This is a genomic window from Streptomyces sp. NBC_01233 (assembly GCF_035989305.1).
Classification (GTDB): Bacteria; Actinomycetota; Actinomycetes; order Streptomycetales; family Streptomycetaceae; genus Streptomyces.
In genome coordinates, this window is sequence record NZ_CP108514.1 from 1,359,007 (window position 1) to 1,373,127 (window position 14,121).

The following is a 14,121-nucleotide window of genomic DNA, read 5'->3' on the forward strand; positions in this document are numbered from 1 at the left end:
CCTCAGGCCAGTCGGAAGACCGGCCCTCGTGGTGTGAACGGCAGGGAGGCACCCTGCGGGATCAGGAAGGCGTGTTCGCGCCGGATCCGCAGGGTGTCGCACCAGCCGTCCGTGATCACGAGGACCGGGGCTCCGGGCGGGAAGTCCTCCGCCCGCTGCAGCAGGTCGATGCCCGGCTGCAGCACGGTCCCGCCGCGCCCCCGCACCCGTACCCGGCCCGCGATCTCGGCGGGCGGCAGATAGCCCGCGTCGTACGGCGCCGCGTCGCAGAAGACGACGCGTGCCGCCGGTACGTCGCGGGCTTCCGCGTACGAGGCGATGGCGCCCAGCGCCTTGCCGAGCAGGGCGGTGTCCATCGACCCCGAGGTGTCGAGCACCACCCCGAAGGTGCAGCGGGCGATCTCCTGCGGCGGGAAGTACCGGCCCGCGCGGGGGATGTCCGGGGTGGAGGCCTGGCGGCGCGCCGGGCGCGCGTAGGACCGTACGGCCTCCGGCCGCGGCACGTACGCGTCGAACCACCGGGCGAGCCGTGCGTCCCAGGGGACGGGCGGGTGGGCGAGCGCCCGGATCTCCTCGACGAGGCCCGCGGGCAGCAGCCCGCGCTCCCCGTATCCGTGCAGGTCGAAGCCCTGGACCAGGCCGCGCCGGTAGAACTCGTCCAGGTCCGTGTACGGGCCGCTGCCCGGGTGGGCCAGCGGCTCGCCCAGGATGTCCCCGAGGCCCTTGCCGCGCAGCGTGGCGAGGCGGCGCATCCGGCGCAGGTCGGTGGTGATGCGGTCGTAGACCTCCTCGACGGACAGGTCCCGCAGCGCGGGGTCGTGGAGCAGCCCTGCGGGCATCGTGCCGACGCCCATCTCCACGAGCCAGCCGTTGACCACGTAGTCGGCGGCGACGTTGTGCAGGTACGGGTCGCGGGCGCCGCAGCGTTCGCCGTGGCGCAGGGCGGCGTGCAGCATCTCGTGGGCGAGGACGAACCGCCATTCCTCGTCCTCGAAGGTGCGCAGCGGGTTGATGTAGATCTCCCCGGCGGTGGCGCTGACCGCGGCGATGGAGATGTTGCGGTCACGTGCCAGTTCGGCGTCCGCGACGACGGTCAGTCCGGCGGCCAGCCCGCCGAGCAGCGGGTACGAGGAGACGAACCAGTTCAGCGCCCGGTCCCACGGGCGTGGGCGGACCCGCTCTCCCGTGACCCGGTCGCGGCGGCCGCCGGCGGCGTCCATGGCGGCGGAGACGCTGCGGGTCAGGGCGTGCGCGAAGGCGGTCTCCCAGTCGGGGACCGCCGTGCTCTGCCCTGCGTTCCAGGACTCCAGGACCTGGTCGGGGTGGTCCCCGGCGGTGCCGCAGTGCTCGTAGGCGGCAGGGATGCCGTCGCGGCGCCAGCGGGCGGCGAGCAGTTCCTCGTCACCGCCGGGGTACTCGGCGGGCAGGTGGTCCGGGGCCCGGCCGACGGGGAAGGTCAGCAGGAAGCGGTTGACGACGGCGCAGCGGGCGGCGATCTCGAAGCGGTCGGGCTGGGGGCGGTGCCGGTCGTCGGCGGCGGGTACGTGACCGAAGCCGAGGTGGAGCAGGGCGTGGGCGATCGTCCAGGCCCATTGCGCGGGTTCGGCGCGCTGGGTGGGGTGGACGTGGATCCTGCCGTTGGAGGTCACGACGGCCAGTCCCCCGGCCGGGTTGTCCGGGCACGTGGCCTGGCGGCAGATCTTGGCGTCGACCGCGCCTAGGGCCGGGTTCCGCCTGACCAGGGTCAGGCCTTCGGTGAAGGCCCGGGTGGCGGGGTCGGCCTTGGCCTCTTTGCCGTTCCTGCTGCGCGGGGCGGTCCGGCTCACGCGTCGGCCCCCTTTCGGCGGGTCGGGGTGGTCCGGTCGCCCACGCCGGGGCGGGGCCCGCTCACCGGCGGGCCTCGACCAGCCGGGGCATGTCCCGGGCGGCCTCGACCAGGAACCAGGCGGGCAGTACGGGCAGGCCGTGGGCGTCGTCGGCGATGACGGTCTGGGCCACCTCGACGGAGATCTCGGCGAGCTGGACGAGCAGCGACTTGAAGCGGTGCGCGGACTGCCGCACGGCGGGCGAGACGTGTTCCTTCTGCGCCGGGAGTTCCTTGAGCAGCCGCCCGCGGAAGGACTCGGCGAGGTAGTAGAGGAGATCGCGGTCGGCGGGGCGGGTGGGCCAGGAGGCGTCGCCCTTCATGATCGCCTCGATGCCGAAGGTGTGCCGGACGATCTTGGCGTAGCCGCAGAAGGAGACGGCGTGGGCGGGGGTGAGGGTGCCGTGGGCGATCACCTTCAGGGTCTGCTCGTCCAGCTCCGGCCCGAAGGAGTGCAGGGCGTCGGAGAGCATGTGCCAGGAGCGCGGGGTGGAGAAGGGCTCCTCGGTCTTGGGCGGCTGCGACCACAGGTGGTCGGGGCGGTCGGTGAGGTGGTCGGTGATCCAGGGGTGGATGCCGTTCTCCCCCGCCCAGACGAGCCAGTCCGCGGCCGAGGCCCGCAGGTGGACGTGCGTCAGCCGGTTCACGAGCGCGGAGGCGATGGGCCGGGCGAGCGCGTTGTCCGTGGCCCGGTTGCCGGCGCCGATGACGATGGAGCCGGCGGGCAGCTCGTAGGAGCCGATCCGGCGGTCGAGGATCAGCGAGTAGAAGGCCTTCTGGACGTCGGGGCTCGCGGCGTTGAGCTCGTCGAGGAAGAGGCAGTACGGCTCGTCGCGGGCGATGGACTCGGGCGGGCAGAAGACGGAGCGGCCGTCACGGATCTGCGGTACGCCGATCAGGTCCTCGGGGGCGAGCTGGGTGCCGAGCAGGCTGACGCACTCCAGGCCCAGCGAATCGGCGAACTTCCGTACGAGCGAGGACTTCCCGATGCCCGGCGCCCCCCACAGGAACACCGGCCGGACGGTGGCGAGACCGAGGAGCAGTTCGGGGATCTGGGCGGGAGTGACGGTGACGGCAGCCTGCACGGGCGTGGTTGTCCTCGGGAGTTCGGGTGCGTGGTGCGCCCAGTGTGGGCACACCACGCTCTCCCGGGCACCCGGTTTTCGGGCCGGCGCTCCCTGTGGCGGTCAGCGCGCGGAGTGCTCCAGCAGGTGCTTCAGCTTCTCCTCGCCGCGCGGCATCTCCTTGCGGACCATGGGCTTGACCACGAGGGGGACGAGGGCCCTGCCCACACCGTGGCCCTCGAAGTCGACGGAGAGGGTGACTCGCGAGCGGGCCCCGCCGTCGAGGGGTTCGATCCTGCCGCGCACGTCCGGCCGGACCGGCCCTTCGACGCCGTGGAGGTGCCAGCTCCGCGGCGGGTCCATGGACGTGTACTCCATCTTCGTGGGAATCCTCCGCCTGCCGATCTGTTGGGTGACGAGGACCTGGGAACCGACGTGGACGGGGAGGTCCCCCATGGGAAGGGCGGACACGGCACTGTCCTGCCACTCCGGCAGGTGCGTGGGGTCCGTGATGTAGGAGTAGACGTCCTCGGGCGTGCGGTCGATGTCGATGCTCTTGCTGATCGCGGACATGGCGACCCCTTGGAGCCCCCCTGACTGGCCCCTCCTTCCAAATTACTCCGCGGGCGAATCGGTGGCGCGCTGCCTGCGGGCGGCCATCACGGCGTACACGAGGACGCCCGCGAAGAGGAAGAGCACGCCCTGGTAGACGGCCGCGTAGCCGGAGCCGGCGACCAGCCACATCGAGAAGGCGAAGGCCAGGCAGGCGAGGACGGCGTCGCGGACCAGGCGGCCGGGCCGGACCAGGCGGCCGGGCCGGACCCGCTCGGAGCGGCCCGAGGCCAGGAAGTAGATCTGCGCGGCGGTGGAGAGCAGGTACGGGACGGTCGCGGTGAAGGTGGTGACGAGGACCAGGACCTCGAAGACGCGCTGCGAGCCGGCCGTGTGGTTGTAGACGGTCAGCGCCGAGGCGAGGGCGACCGTGATGAGGACGCCGGCCACGGGGACTCCGCGCTTCTTCGTCTCGAAGACCTTCGGGAAGAGTCCGTCCTTCGCGGCGGCGTACGGGGTCTGCGCGCTGAGCAGGGTCCAGCCGTTGAGCGCGCCGGCCATCGAGATCACGGCGGCGCCGGCGACGACCGTGCCGCCCCACGTGCCGCCGAACATGGCGTTGACGGCGTCGCTGAAGGGGGCCTCGGAGGAGACCAGCTTCTCGTGCGCGACCAGCCCGAAGACGGCGAGGGTGCCGAGCAGGTAGACGGTGGCGGCGCCGACGGTGCCGAGGATCGTGGCCCGGCCGACGTTGCGGGCCGGGTCGCGGACCTCGCCCGCGCTGACGGCGGCGGACTCGACGCCCAGGTAGCTGAAGAGCAGGATCGCGGCGGAGGCGGAGACCGCGCCGACCGCGCTCTGGCCGGTGGCCTGGAAGGGGCCGAGGTTGGCGGGGTCGAAGAAGAACAGCCCGCCCACGGCGACGAGCAGCAGCGGGGCGAACTTCAACACGGTCGAGACCAGTTGGACGGCGCCGACGTACCGGGTGCCGGCCAGGTTGGCGAGCGCCGGGAGCCACTGCACGCAGAGGGCGGCCAGGCACATGGACCACTTGTGCGCGCCGACGGCGGGGAAGAGCACGCCGAGGTAGCCGACGGCCGCCACCGCGAGCGCGGCGTTGGAGACCCAGGTGGTGATCCAGTAGCTCCAGCCGGCGAGGAAGCCGGCGAAGTCGCCGAAGGCGGCGCGGGCGTAGACGTACGGGCCGCCGGTCTGGGGGTGCCGGTGGGCGAGGCGGCCGAAGACGAGGGCGAGGGCGATTGCGCCGAGGGTGAGCACGGCGAAGGCCACGAGGCTGATGGTGCCGAAGGGGGCCACCGAGGCGGGGAGGAGGAAGATCCCGCCGCCGATGATGTTGCCCATGACCAGGCAGGTCGCGACGGGAAGGCCGAAGCGGCGCTCGCCCTGCGGGCGGGGCTCGGAGGTCCCGGGGGCGGGAACCGGGGCCGGGGCCTGGGCCGGTGCCGCGGTGGTCATGGTGCTGGTCATCGGTGGTGCGCCTCTGGGTGTCTCACATGCTGGGCAGGTCGACACATGCTCGGCCACCGCGCGGGCGGTACCAAATCAGCGCGTTTCGTCCGGTGCGGGCACCTCGACGGAGGGAAGGATTCCGCTGTTGGCCGCTTCCGGCCGGGGATCTTCCACCGGCCCCGGCCGCAGGCCGAGGGGGACCTGCGGGCCGTCCGTCTCCCGCAGCCAGCGCCGCAGTACGCCGTGCACCGCCTCCGCGCCCACCGGTTCCTCCCCCGGGTCCGACAGCTCCGTGGGCCACATCAGGAACGGGTGCCCCTGCTCCCCGCCCAGCCCGCCGTGCGATCCGATCTGCTCCTCGAAGGCGTGCACCGCGCCCGTGTCCGGGTCGTACGCCGAATTCACCATGATGTCGGCCACGTGCGGGAAGGCATCGGTCCGGCGGACGGCCTGCGCCGCGCCGGGGCCGAAGGGGGACAGCAGCTCCTCCGCCTCGCCGGGCACGTCGAGGCGGGCCACCGCCCCGCCCGGGCCCAGCAGCACCCCGTCCACCAGCAGGAAGCCCACGCCCGGGTGGTTCGCCAGCGTCGCCAGCAGGGCGGGGTGCGCGCGTTCGACGCGCTCGCGCGAGGCCCGGCCGGGGACGTCCGGGAAGGAGATCAGGGCAAGGTTGCCCGACGCGAGCACCACCGGGTCGGAGCCCGGCCCGGGACGGGCCTCCTCCCCCTCTTCCACCGGCCGGTGCAGGGCCGCGAGCACGGCCGCCCGGGCCTCGGCCCCGCTGCGGGTGCGGCCGGCCCGGCGGGAGACCGGCAGCCCGCAGCCCGCCCGGACGAGGTCCTTCAAGGTCAGTCCGTAGCGGCTCAGGAAGGTCTCGCCCGGGCTCTGGCCGTGGTCGGAGAGCAGCACGATCCGGTACTCCCGCGGGGCGTGCTCGGCGACCCTGGCGATGAGCGCGAGGCTCCGGTCGAGGCGCGCCAGCACCCTGTCGGTGTCCCGGCCGCGCGGGCCCGAGTGGTGCGCGACCTCGTCGTAGGCGACCAGGTCGGCGTAGACCGCGGCGCGGCCGGCGAGCATGTCGCCGATCACCGCCGCGACCACCACGTCCCGTTCGACCACGGTCGCGAAGGCCCGGATCAGCGGGTACAGCCCGCCGCGCGCCACCCGCGGCCGGTCCCCGCGGATCCGCGCCCGCAGCGACTGCCCGATCTCCCGGACCACCTCGGCGACGAAGGACACGGCCGTGCGGACGGCGTTGGCCGGATCGGAGAAGTACGCGAAGTAGCCCGCGCGGGACCGGTTCGCCCGGCCCCGCCGGGCCGAGACCGAGAGCACGAGCGCCAGTTGGTCGGCGCCCCCGCTGAACAGGTTGCCCCGGCTGGCCCCGTCGAGCGTGAGCAGTCCGCCGTTCCCGGTGCGCGCGACGGCCCGCCGCTGCAGCTCGGCGGCGCTGGTGGGCCGGTTGCAGACCATCACCTCCCCGGTGTCCTTCTCGTACCAGCGGAAGGCGGGCACGTCGAAGTTGGAGCCGTGCAGGATGCCGAGCTGACTGGCGCCGGTCTGGCTCGACCAGTCCGTGCGCCAGGGCGTGATCCGGTGGCTGCGGTCCAGCCAGTCGGCGACGGTGGGCATCAGCCCGCTGCCGCAGGCGCCGTGCAGCACCTCGTACCCGACGCCGTCGAGCTGGAGGAAGACCAGGCCGGGTGCTGCCTCGCCGGCCCCGGGCGCGCGCGCCCTGCTCCCCCAGCTACCGCTGGGAGGTACCCCCAGCCTGCGTCGGCGGCGGTCGGCGAGCCGGTAGAGGCGGCGCCGGTACGCCTCGTCGTCACGCACCGCGAGTGCGGTGGAGGTCGCGGACGCCACCGCGGACATCACGGCGGCCACGACCACCGCGGTCTCGGGAGCCGCCTCGCCCCGCCAGGCGGGGATCAGGCTGAGCGCTATGAGCAGGAGCGAGCCGTTCAGGAAGAAGACGAGCAGGCCGAGGACGAGGGCGGGCACCAACAGCAGGGCCCGTACGAGCACGGGCCAGACGACCGCGCTCAGCAGACTGAAGGCCCCTGCGCCCAAGGCGGCGGTCAGCCCGATCTGCGTGATGCTGTCACCGTCGTCGGACTGGAGACGGAAGTCCGGCAGGATCCCGGCCAGGGCGAGCATGGTGAGGGTGGACACCGCCCAGACGAGGACCACCCGCACCAGGGCGCTGCCCGTGGTCCGCCACCGTCCCCGCCACACGCCGCCACCTCCCGCGAGCCCCGTCCCGCCTTCCAGGCTCGCACAGCCGGGCCCGGTCGGCCGGGCGACACGGAGGGCGCACCGGAGTGCGGAGGGGGCCGGTGAGCGGAGCGTGCCGGTCAGCGGGGAGGGCGGTCAGCAGCGGGCCGGTCAGGTGCCGTCGTATCCGGCGGTCGGCATGGACAGCCGGCGGTGCACCTCGGCCTTCATCGCGGAGGTGTACTGGGGCTCGTCGTCCCCGGCGGTCTCCAGCCGTACGCCGCGCCGCTCGCACTCGGCGGTGAACTCCTCGACGGAGCGCAGTGCGCGGGCCAGCACCCGGTGGTTGGCGGCGACGAAGAGGTCGACCTGCCCGGCGTCGACGTCGGACCAGAGCCCGCAGTGGTCGGCGCGCAGCCCGTAGAAGAGCAGCTGCTTCGTGACGACGTAGCCCCGGTCGGCGGCCCAGCGCGCGCACATGGCGTGCTGGCCGCGGGTGTCCACGGCGAAGGGGTCGGCGTCCAGGTCTTCGAGCGGGGCCAGGCTGGCGATGGCGGCCACGCGCAACTCTTCCATGCCGCCGGACCCTACTCCGATCCGCCCCCGGAGAGGAGGGGCCCGGCACTTCCGGTTCCGGGCGGATCCTCGGGGCAGCATCTAGGCTCGTGGACGAGGTGCGAGGGAGGGAGGCCGGTGCCGGTGGAGATCACCTGGTGGGGCCATGCCACGTGCACCGTCGAGGACTCCGGGGTCAGGCTGCTGACCGACCCGCTGTTCGCGCGGCGGCTGGCGCACCTGCGACGGCGGCGCGGGGCGGTGCCCCCGCCCGAGGCCGCGGTGGCGGACGTGGTGCTGGTGTCGCACCTGCACGCCGATCATCTGCATCTGCCGTCGCTGGAGCGGCTCGCGCCCGGCACCCGGCTGCTGGTGCCGCGCGGGGCGCGCCGGGCGGTGCCGGGGCTGGCGCGCGCCGCCGGGCTGCGCGGGCTGCAGGTGACGGAGCTGGTGCCGGGCGAGGAGGTCGCCGTACGGGAGGGCGTACGGGTACGGGCGGTCAGCGCGCGGCACGACGGGCGGCGGCTGCCGTTCGGGCCGCACCTCGCGCCGGCGCTCGGGTACGTGGTCCAGGGCGCGGCCCGGACCTACTTCGCCGGGGACACCGGGCTGTTCGACACGATGGCCGAGGAGGTCGGGCCGGTGGACGTGGCCCTGCTGCCGGTGGGCGGCTGGGGCCCGTACCTCGGCCCGGGCCACCTGGACCCGGGGCGTGCGGCGCAGGCGCTGGCCCGGCTCGCGCCCGCGGCAGCGGTGCCGGTGCACTACGGGACGTACTGGCCCGTCGGGCTGGACGCGGTGCGGCCGCACGAATTCCACGCGCCCGGCGAGGAGTTCGAGCGGCGCGCCCGGCAACTGGCACCGAAGGTGGCCGTACGGGTACCCGGGCACGGCGAGCGGGTGCGGCTGCCGTGACCTGGCGCGAACTCACGGCTGCGGCCGGCCAGGTGCCGCCCGAGACGACCCAGCAGGCGGTGGGGTACCCGGCGTTGTTCGTGCTGGTCGCGTTCGGCGCGCTGGTGCCGGTGATCCCGACGGGCGCGCTGGTGAGTTCGGCGGCGGTGGTGGCGTTCCATCACCAGTCGCCGTACGGGGTGCTGCTGGTGGTCGCGGTGTCGGCGCTGGCCGCGTTCACCGGGGACCTGGCGCTGTACTGGCTGGGGCAGCGCGGGGTCCGGTCGCGCAACGGCTCGCGGTGGCTGGCGGCGCTGCGCGGCCGGGCCACGCCCGAGCGGCTGGAGCGGGCGCAGACCAAGCTGGACGAGCACGGGGTCATGGTGCTGGTGGTCTCCCGGCTGGTGCCGGCGGGCCGGATCCCGGTGATGCTGGCCTGCCTGCTGGCGCAGATGCCGCTGCGCCGCTTCGCCCGCGGCGACGCCCCGGCCTGCCTGGCCTGGGCGGCGACGTACGGCCTGATCGGCATCCTGGGCGGCTCCCTCTTCTCGGAGCCGTGGAAGGGCGTGGCCCTGGCGGTGGGCCTGACCCTGCTGATCAGCGCGGGGCCGGCGCTCTGGCGCCGGCTGCGGGCCCGGCGGGAGCAGCAGTAGGGCGAGGAGTGGACCATCCGGCCGTCCCGGGTCGGCGACGCCGTCCGGCAGTTCGAGCGCACCTCGACCGGACCGGCCTTCGAGAAGGCCGCGGCCCTGCAGAAGGAGCTGTGGGCCGAGCGGCGCGCCGGCATCTCGGACGAGGAGTACCTGGCCACCCTCAAGGTGCTGCAGCGCTTCATCCACAACCCGGGCGGCCAGGCCTGGCACCACTAGGGTGCGGCGGGGCCGCTCGCGCGGCGCCGGGGGACGGACCGGCGCCGCGCAGGTGCAGCCGGAGTCCGGCGAGGTGGGCCGGCGGTGTCTTCTTCAGCTCACCGGGCGGCGTCCGACGGCTCGTACCAGAGGCTCGCCATCGGGGCGCGCACGGTCCAGCCCAGCGAGGAGTAGAGCGCCCGGCCCTCGGGCGTGCCGACCAGGAGGCCGGTCGTTGCGCCGGCCTCGTACGCGGCGCTCTGCAGCGTGCGCATCACCAGGCCGCCGAGGCCCTTGCGCCGGTGCGCGACGGAGGTCTCGACCTGGTCGACCACGCCCTGGGCGCCTGCCTGGGCGATCTGTCCCCGGGCGGCGAAGTGCCCGGCGTGCGTACGGACCAGCACTCGGCTGACGCCGCCCCGGGTCCAACTGGTGAGCGTGTAACCGGCCGGCACCTCAGGGCGCTCCGGCACCAGGTGACAGGTCATCAGAAATCCGGGGCTGTCGAGCCGCCAGCCCGGCCCGACCCAGGGCAGGACCGCCTGGTCCTCGGCGAACAGCTTCAGCCGCGTGCCGGGCGCGCTCGTCGCGGCGACGATCTTGCGCACGTCGCCCTCGGAGGGCTCCGGCAGCACGTGCCGGGCGACGTGCTTGGGCTGCCCGACGTCGATCGTCCACCCCCACGGCTCGTCGATCGGGTCCGAGCTGCCGCGGGAGACGACCCAGCCGTTGATCCACATCCGCACGAGCTCACGGATCCTGATGTCCGGCATCGCCGCCCGCCCCCTGAATGGTAAGAGATCATCACGCAGAACGAACCTTACGTGACGGGGGTCGGGTTTGACCACGGGAGCAGGTTTTCATCCCGGTCGCCGAGCGGATCCAGGACCGCGGTCCGGCCCCGCACCCGCCCGGACGCGATCGCCGGCGGCGAGGCGTACTCCTCCCGCACCCACTGCGCCTGCCTGCGCCGACGCAGGATCAGCTCCCTAGTGGACCTGGATGCCCGCGCCGTACGGTTTGCCGCCGCTGTGGCAGATCGCCGTGCTCGTGGTGCCCACGCGCCGCCACGTCGGGTCGTACACCGTGTAGTCCTGTGCGAGGAACCGGTCGCACCGGGTGTAGACACGGAACTCTCCGGTTCCGTTGGTGCACGTTCCCGCGGCGGTGGTGCCGGACTTGTACCAGGTGCTGCAGTCGTACGGATCGGCGGTGGCCGGGGTGGCGCCCGCGACCGCCAGGCCGAGGCCCAGAGCCGTGGAACTGATCAGTGACACAACGCGTTTCATCATGGTTCGTCCCCTCCCGATACGCAGTGGCTTCGGGATCCGTATCCCCCCTCCACGGCCGGGCATGCACCCTCTGCTCCTCGACCTCCTGCGGCCTCCTGGTCGGGCAGCGTGCGGGAGGCGCCGATCGGGAGGTCCCAGAGGTGGTCGCGGGGCAGCCCGGCACGGGACCAGGCGGCCCGGGTGCGGTGCAGGGGTTCCATGACCGGTTCGGCGGAGAGCACGAAGGTGGCCCAGTGCATGGGGGCCATCCGCAGTGCCCCCAGGTCGAGGCAGGCCCGGACGGCCTCCTCCGGGTCGGCGTGGACGTCACTGAGCCACCAGCGCGGGGCGTAGGCGCCGACCGGCAGGAGGGCGAGGTCGATGCCGGGGTGGCGGCGGCCGATCTCGCCGAACCAGTGGCCGTAGCCGGTGTCGCCCGCGAAGTAGACCTTCCTCGGCGTCGGGCTCCGGGTGTCGGTGAGGATCCAGCCACCCCACAGCGACCGGCAGGTGTCGGTCAGGGACCGCTTCGACCAGTGGTGCGCGGGGACGAACTCGAAGGTCACGCCGTCCAGTTCGGCCGACTCCCACCAGTCGAGATCGGTGACCCGGGTGAAGCCGCGGCGGCGGAACCAGCCGGCGAGGCCGGCCGGGACGAACAGGGCCGTGTGCCGGGGCAGCCGCTTGAGCGTGGGGGCGTCGAGGTGGTCGTAGTGGTTGTGACTGATCACCACCGCGTCCACCGGCGGCAGGTCCTCCCAACGCACCCCGACGGGTGTCATCCGGGCCGGGGTGCCGAGGATCCGCCGGGACCAGACGGGGTCGGTCAGTACCGTCAGCCCGCCGGTCCGCAGCACCCAACTGGCGTGCCCGGCCCAGGTGGCGCAGACCGTGCCGGGGGGCGCGGCGGGCAGCGGGGCGGGCTCGTACGGCAGGTCGGGGATGCCGTGCAGCCCTTCGGCGCCGGGCCGGAAGGCGCCTTCCCGGGCGAGCCGGGCGAAGGCGCGGACGCCGGGGAGCGGAGTGGTCAGCCGGTCCGCGAAGGAGCCGGGCCACCGGCGGTGTTCGCCGAGCGGGCGCGGGGCGGAGCGGCACTCGGGCTCCGGCGGTACAGGTGCCGGTGCCGGCCCGGGCGCGGGCGCGGGCCGCTGGGCGACGGCGGGCCGGGCCGGCGCCGTGGACGCGGAGGCGGGGGCGGGGGCGGCGTCCGTCCGGTCCCTCATCGAGCAGTCTCCGTTCACCGGGTCGGGGCGGTCGGGTCGGGGTACACAGGGGTGCGTCGGGAGCTCAGGCCAGCCCCGCCAGAACCGATCCGAGCCGGTCGAGGGAGCTCCGCACGTGCGGGAGCGCGAGCGGATCGCGGGCGGTGAGCGCGGCCAGCCGCTCCTCCGGGGTGGCGCCCAGCAGCGGCCCGGTGGACAACCTGACCCGCAGCGCGCCCAGTTCGTCCGCGAAGCGCTGCCCGCCGGGCGTCGGCGCGCCGAGCCGGCCGCCGAGCCAGTCCTCCAGTTCCATCGCGTCCCCGACCCCGTGCCGGGCGAGTCCGGCGCGCAGCGGGGTGAGGTCGGCGTAGAGGTGCCGGCCGGCCTGCGGGGGCCGGGCCAGCGCCCCGGCCGCGAGGAGTTCGCGGTGCGCGGCGGCGGCCACCGCGCCGTGCAGGGCGGCGGCCGCGTGGGCGCGTCCGGCCACGGCGTCGGGTTCGTCGAGGGCGTGCGCGGCGGCGCCGGCCACGGGTCCGGCGACCATCGCGCCGGTGGCGGTGAGGACGTCGAGGGTGCGGGCGCGCAGCCAGGTCCCGCGCGCGGTGCCGGGGAAGCGGACCACTGCGGCGGGCCAGCCGGCGGGCAGCAGCGCGCCGGACAGGTCGACGAGGACGGCCGCCTGTTCGGGAAGCATCTCGGCGGGGCTCAGGACCAGGGTGTCGTGGGGCCGGTGGACGGTGTCGCGCCAGCTCTCGTCGCTGACGACGAACAGCCCGGCGGACTCGGCGGCCTCGCAGGCCTCGCGCAGCATCTCGGGCGGCGGCACGGTCGCGGTGGGATCGTCCGCGACCGACAGCAGCAGCACCCGCGGGTCGCCGCCCTCGGCGCGCACCCGCCGTACGGTCTCCAGCAGCGCGTACGGGTCGGGTACGCCGCCGCACTCGGCCGGGGTCGGCACGTGGTAGGCCCTCCGTCCCAACAGCCGGACCTGCGGGGTCCACCAGGCGGGACAAGGCCGGGGCAGCATCACGTCTCCCCCGTACGCCCCGAGCAGGGCCAGGAGCAGCGCGGGGGCGCCGGGTCCGGCGGCGACGTTCTCGGGAGAGGTGGCGAGCCCGCGCCGCCCCCAGTGCCGGCAGGCGGCCTCCCGTACGGCCTCCCCGCCGCCCGGGGGCTCGGGGGCGGCGCGCCCGGCGGCCGCCGCGAGGACGGAGATCAGCTCGGGCAGCACGGGCAGGCCGGGCTGGGGCGCGGGCGGGCCGTACCGGACCGGACCGCGGCCCTCCGTCGCCGTGCGCTGCGTCCCCGCCACCGTGTGCCCGCCTTCCGCCCTCGTCCTGCCACGCTCCGTGGCCCCGACCCTGACCCTGACCTTTATACGATTATTTGAGGCGTTATGCCCGTCAGCTGGACGCCGGGAGGGGGAGCCGGGAGGGGGAGCCGGGAGGGGGAGCCGGGAGCCGGATGCGAGGGCGGGCGTCAGCCTTTCCTGCCCACCAGCCCGAGCAGCCTGGTCTGCGCGTTCGCGCCCGCCGGCACCTCCAGCGGCGCCGCGTACATGCCGCTCGCCGCGAGCCCGTCGGCGTACGGCATGACCTCCTTGATGGAGAACTCGACGAGGCCGTCCGGCAGCCGGTCGTCGGCGCCGATGCCCCGCGAGAGGTCCCAGGTGTGCACGACGCAGTCGGCGGTCAGCTCCGAGCAGTACGCCGATCCGAGCGCGGGCCCGTACGAGAGCCGCACGGTCCGGTCCAGTGCGCCGGAGGCGGCGAAGGCGGCGTGTGCGGCGGCCGACGCCCTGTCCCAGGCCGCGACCGGGTCGTCGCCCAGCACGTCGCCGGAGAACGCGTCGCCGAGCTCCTCGACGGTGCGACCCTCGGTGACCAGCGGCGGGATCCAGAGCTGCTCGCCGGTGACGTGGTTGACCAGCTCCCGCACGTTCCAGTCCGTACACGGGGTCGGCGCGTCCCACTGGTCGCCCTTGACGGCCCGCACCCGTTCTCCGAAGAGCCGCAGCGCCTCGGCGTGCTGTTCGAGCAGCGTCTCCGGCATGACCCTCACCGTCCTCTGCCATGGGCATGTCTCCCTGGAGCCACTCTCCTCGCACCTGCATTTCCCTGCCACCGAACCGTCCAACCCCCTTGGCGCACAAGACTGGTGTCCATATGTCAAAACGCCTGTCTCAGA

Annotated in this window: 13 protein-coding genes and 1 pseudogene; 3 read left to right on the forward strand and 11 right to left on the reverse strand. The window is 74.4% G+C overall.

What is annotated here, in order from left to right:
• Nucleotides 1–2: 2 nt before the first annotated feature.
• The 6 genes from OG332_RS06665 to OG332_RS06690 all read right to left on the reverse strand — a co-directional run bounded on the left by OG332_RS06665 (nucleotide 3) and on the right by OG332_RS06690 (nucleotide 7,740).
• Nucleotides 3–1,826 carry a vWA domain-containing protein gene (locus tag OG332_RS06665; protein ID WP_327412571.1) on the reverse strand — a complete coding sequence of 608 codons (1,824 nt, stop codon included), beginning with the start codon at nucleotides 1,824–1,826 and terminating at the stop codon, nucleotides 3–5.
• Nucleotides 1,827–1,887: 61 nt separating this feature from the next.
• Nucleotides 1,888–2,949 (reverse strand): ATP-binding protein, encoded by a 1,062-nt coding sequence (locus tag OG332_RS06670; protein ID WP_327412572.1) that lies wholly within the window; start codon nucleotides 2,947–2,949, stop codon nucleotides 1,888–1,890.
• A 102-nt stretch (nucleotides 2,950–3,051) separates the two neighbouring features.
• Complete coding sequence (locus tag OG332_RS06675; RefSeq protein ID WP_327412573.1) at nucleotides 3,052–3,501, reverse strand: SRPBCC family protein; 450 nt, start codon at nucleotides 3,499–3,501, stop codon at nucleotides 3,052–3,054.
• A gap of 42 nt (nucleotides 3,502–3,543) precedes the next feature.
• Nucleotides 3,544–4,968, reverse strand: coding sequence for an amino acid permease (locus OG332_RS06680; protein WP_327412574.1), 1,425 nt, complete (start codon nucleotides 4,966–4,968; stop codon nucleotides 3,544–3,546).
• A gap of 75 nt (nucleotides 4,969–5,043) precedes the next feature.
• The gene (locus OG332_RS06685; RefSeq protein WP_327412575.1) at nucleotides 5,044–7,185 is read right to left on the reverse strand and encodes a phage holin family protein; all 2,142 of its coding nucleotides are present in this window, start codon (nucleotides 7,183–7,185) and stop codon (nucleotides 5,044–5,046) included.
• Nucleotides 7,186–7,335: 150 nt separating this feature from the next.
• Nucleotides 7,336–7,740 (reverse strand): hypothetical protein, encoded by a 405-nt coding sequence (locus tag OG332_RS06690; RefSeq protein ID WP_327412576.1) that lies wholly within the window; start codon nucleotides 7,738–7,740, stop codon nucleotides 7,336–7,338.
• 117 nt (nucleotides 7,741–7,857) lie between these two features.
• Between OG332_RS06690 and OG332_RS06695 the strand changes: the two genes are divergently transcribed.
• The 3 genes and pseudogenes from OG332_RS06695 to OG332_RS06705 form a co-directional block, all read left to right on the forward strand.
• On the forward strand, nucleotides 7,858–8,634 hold the full coding sequence (locus OG332_RS06695) for an MBL fold metallo-hydrolase (protein ID WP_327412577.1): 777 nt from the start codon (nucleotides 7,858–7,860) through the stop codon (nucleotides 8,632–8,634).
• A complete protein-coding gene (locus OG332_RS06700; RefSeq protein WP_327412578.1) occupies nucleotides 8,631–9,266 on the forward strand; it encodes a DedA family protein in 636 nt (211 codons plus the stop codon). The genes OG332_RS06695 and OG332_RS06700 overlap by 4 nt, the downstream gene beginning before the upstream one ends.
• Nucleotides 9,267–9,332: 66 nt before the next feature.
• A pseudogene (locus OG332_RS06705) lies at nucleotides 9,333–9,482 on the forward strand (MarR family transcriptional regulator); the annotation flags it as partial.
• A gap of 98 nt (nucleotides 9,483–9,580) precedes the next feature.
• Here the strand turns inward: OG332_RS06705 and OG332_RS06710 are convergent.
• The 5 genes from OG332_RS06710 to OG332_RS06730 all read right to left on the reverse strand — a co-directional run bounded on the left by OG332_RS06710 (nucleotide 9,581) and on the right by OG332_RS06730 (nucleotide 13,986).
• A complete protein-coding gene (locus tag OG332_RS06710) occupies nucleotides 9,581–10,234 on the reverse strand; it encodes a GNAT family N-acetyltransferase (protein WP_327412579.1) in 654 nt (217 codons plus the stop codon).
• A gap of 216 nt (nucleotides 10,235–10,450) precedes the next feature.
• On the reverse strand, nucleotides 10,451–10,738 hold the full coding sequence (locus OG332_RS06715) for a hypothetical protein (RefSeq protein ID WP_327412580.1): 288 nt from the start codon (nucleotides 10,736–10,738) through the stop codon (nucleotides 10,451–10,453).
• 11 nt (nucleotides 10,739–10,749) lie between these two features.
• Nucleotides 10,750–11,955 (reverse strand): MBL fold metallo-hydrolase, encoded by a 1,206-nt coding sequence (locus tag OG332_RS06720; RefSeq protein WP_327412581.1) that lies wholly within the window; start codon nucleotides 11,953–11,955, stop codon nucleotides 10,750–10,752.
• Nucleotides 11,956–12,019: 64 nt separating this feature from the next.
• Nucleotides 12,020–13,246, reverse strand: coding sequence for an aminotransferase class I/II-fold pyridoxal phosphate-dependent enzyme (locus OG332_RS06725; RefSeq protein WP_327412582.1), 1,227 nt, complete (start codon nucleotides 13,244–13,246; stop codon nucleotides 12,020–12,022).
• Between the two features lie 167 nt (nucleotides 13,247–13,413).
• Nucleotides 13,414–13,986 carry a TIGR03086 family metal-binding protein gene (locus OG332_RS06730; protein WP_327412583.1) on the reverse strand — a complete coding sequence of 191 codons (573 nt, stop codon included), beginning with the start codon at nucleotides 13,984–13,986 and terminating at the stop codon, nucleotides 13,414–13,416.
• Between the last annotated feature and the right edge of the window lie 135 nt (nucleotides 13,987–14,121).

Coding starts and splice junctions, on each gene's coding strand:
- OG332_RS06675 (WP_327412573.1), bottom strand. CDS start 3,501: ATGTCCGCGATCAGCAAGAGCATCGACATCGACCGCACGCCCGAGGAC.
- OG332_RS06680 (WP_327412574.1), bottom strand. CDS start 4,968: ATGACCAGCACCATGACCACCGCGGCACCGGCCCAGGCCCCGGCCCCG.
- OG332_RS06690 (WP_327412576.1), bottom strand. CDS start 7,740: ATGGAAGAGTTGCGCGTGGCCGCCATCGCCAGCCTGGCCCCGCTCGAA.
- OG332_RS06710 (WP_327412579.1), bottom strand. CDS start 10,234: ATGCCGGACATCAGGATCCGTGAGCTCGTGCGGATGTGGATCAACGGC.
- OG332_RS06720 (WP_327412581.1), bottom strand. CDS start 11,955: ATGAGGGACCGGACGGACGCCGCCCCCGCCCCCGCCTCCGCGTCCACG.
- OG332_RS06730 (WP_327412583.1), bottom strand. CDS start 13,986: ATGCCGGAGACGCTGCTCGAACAGCACGCCGAGGCGCTGCGGCTCTTC.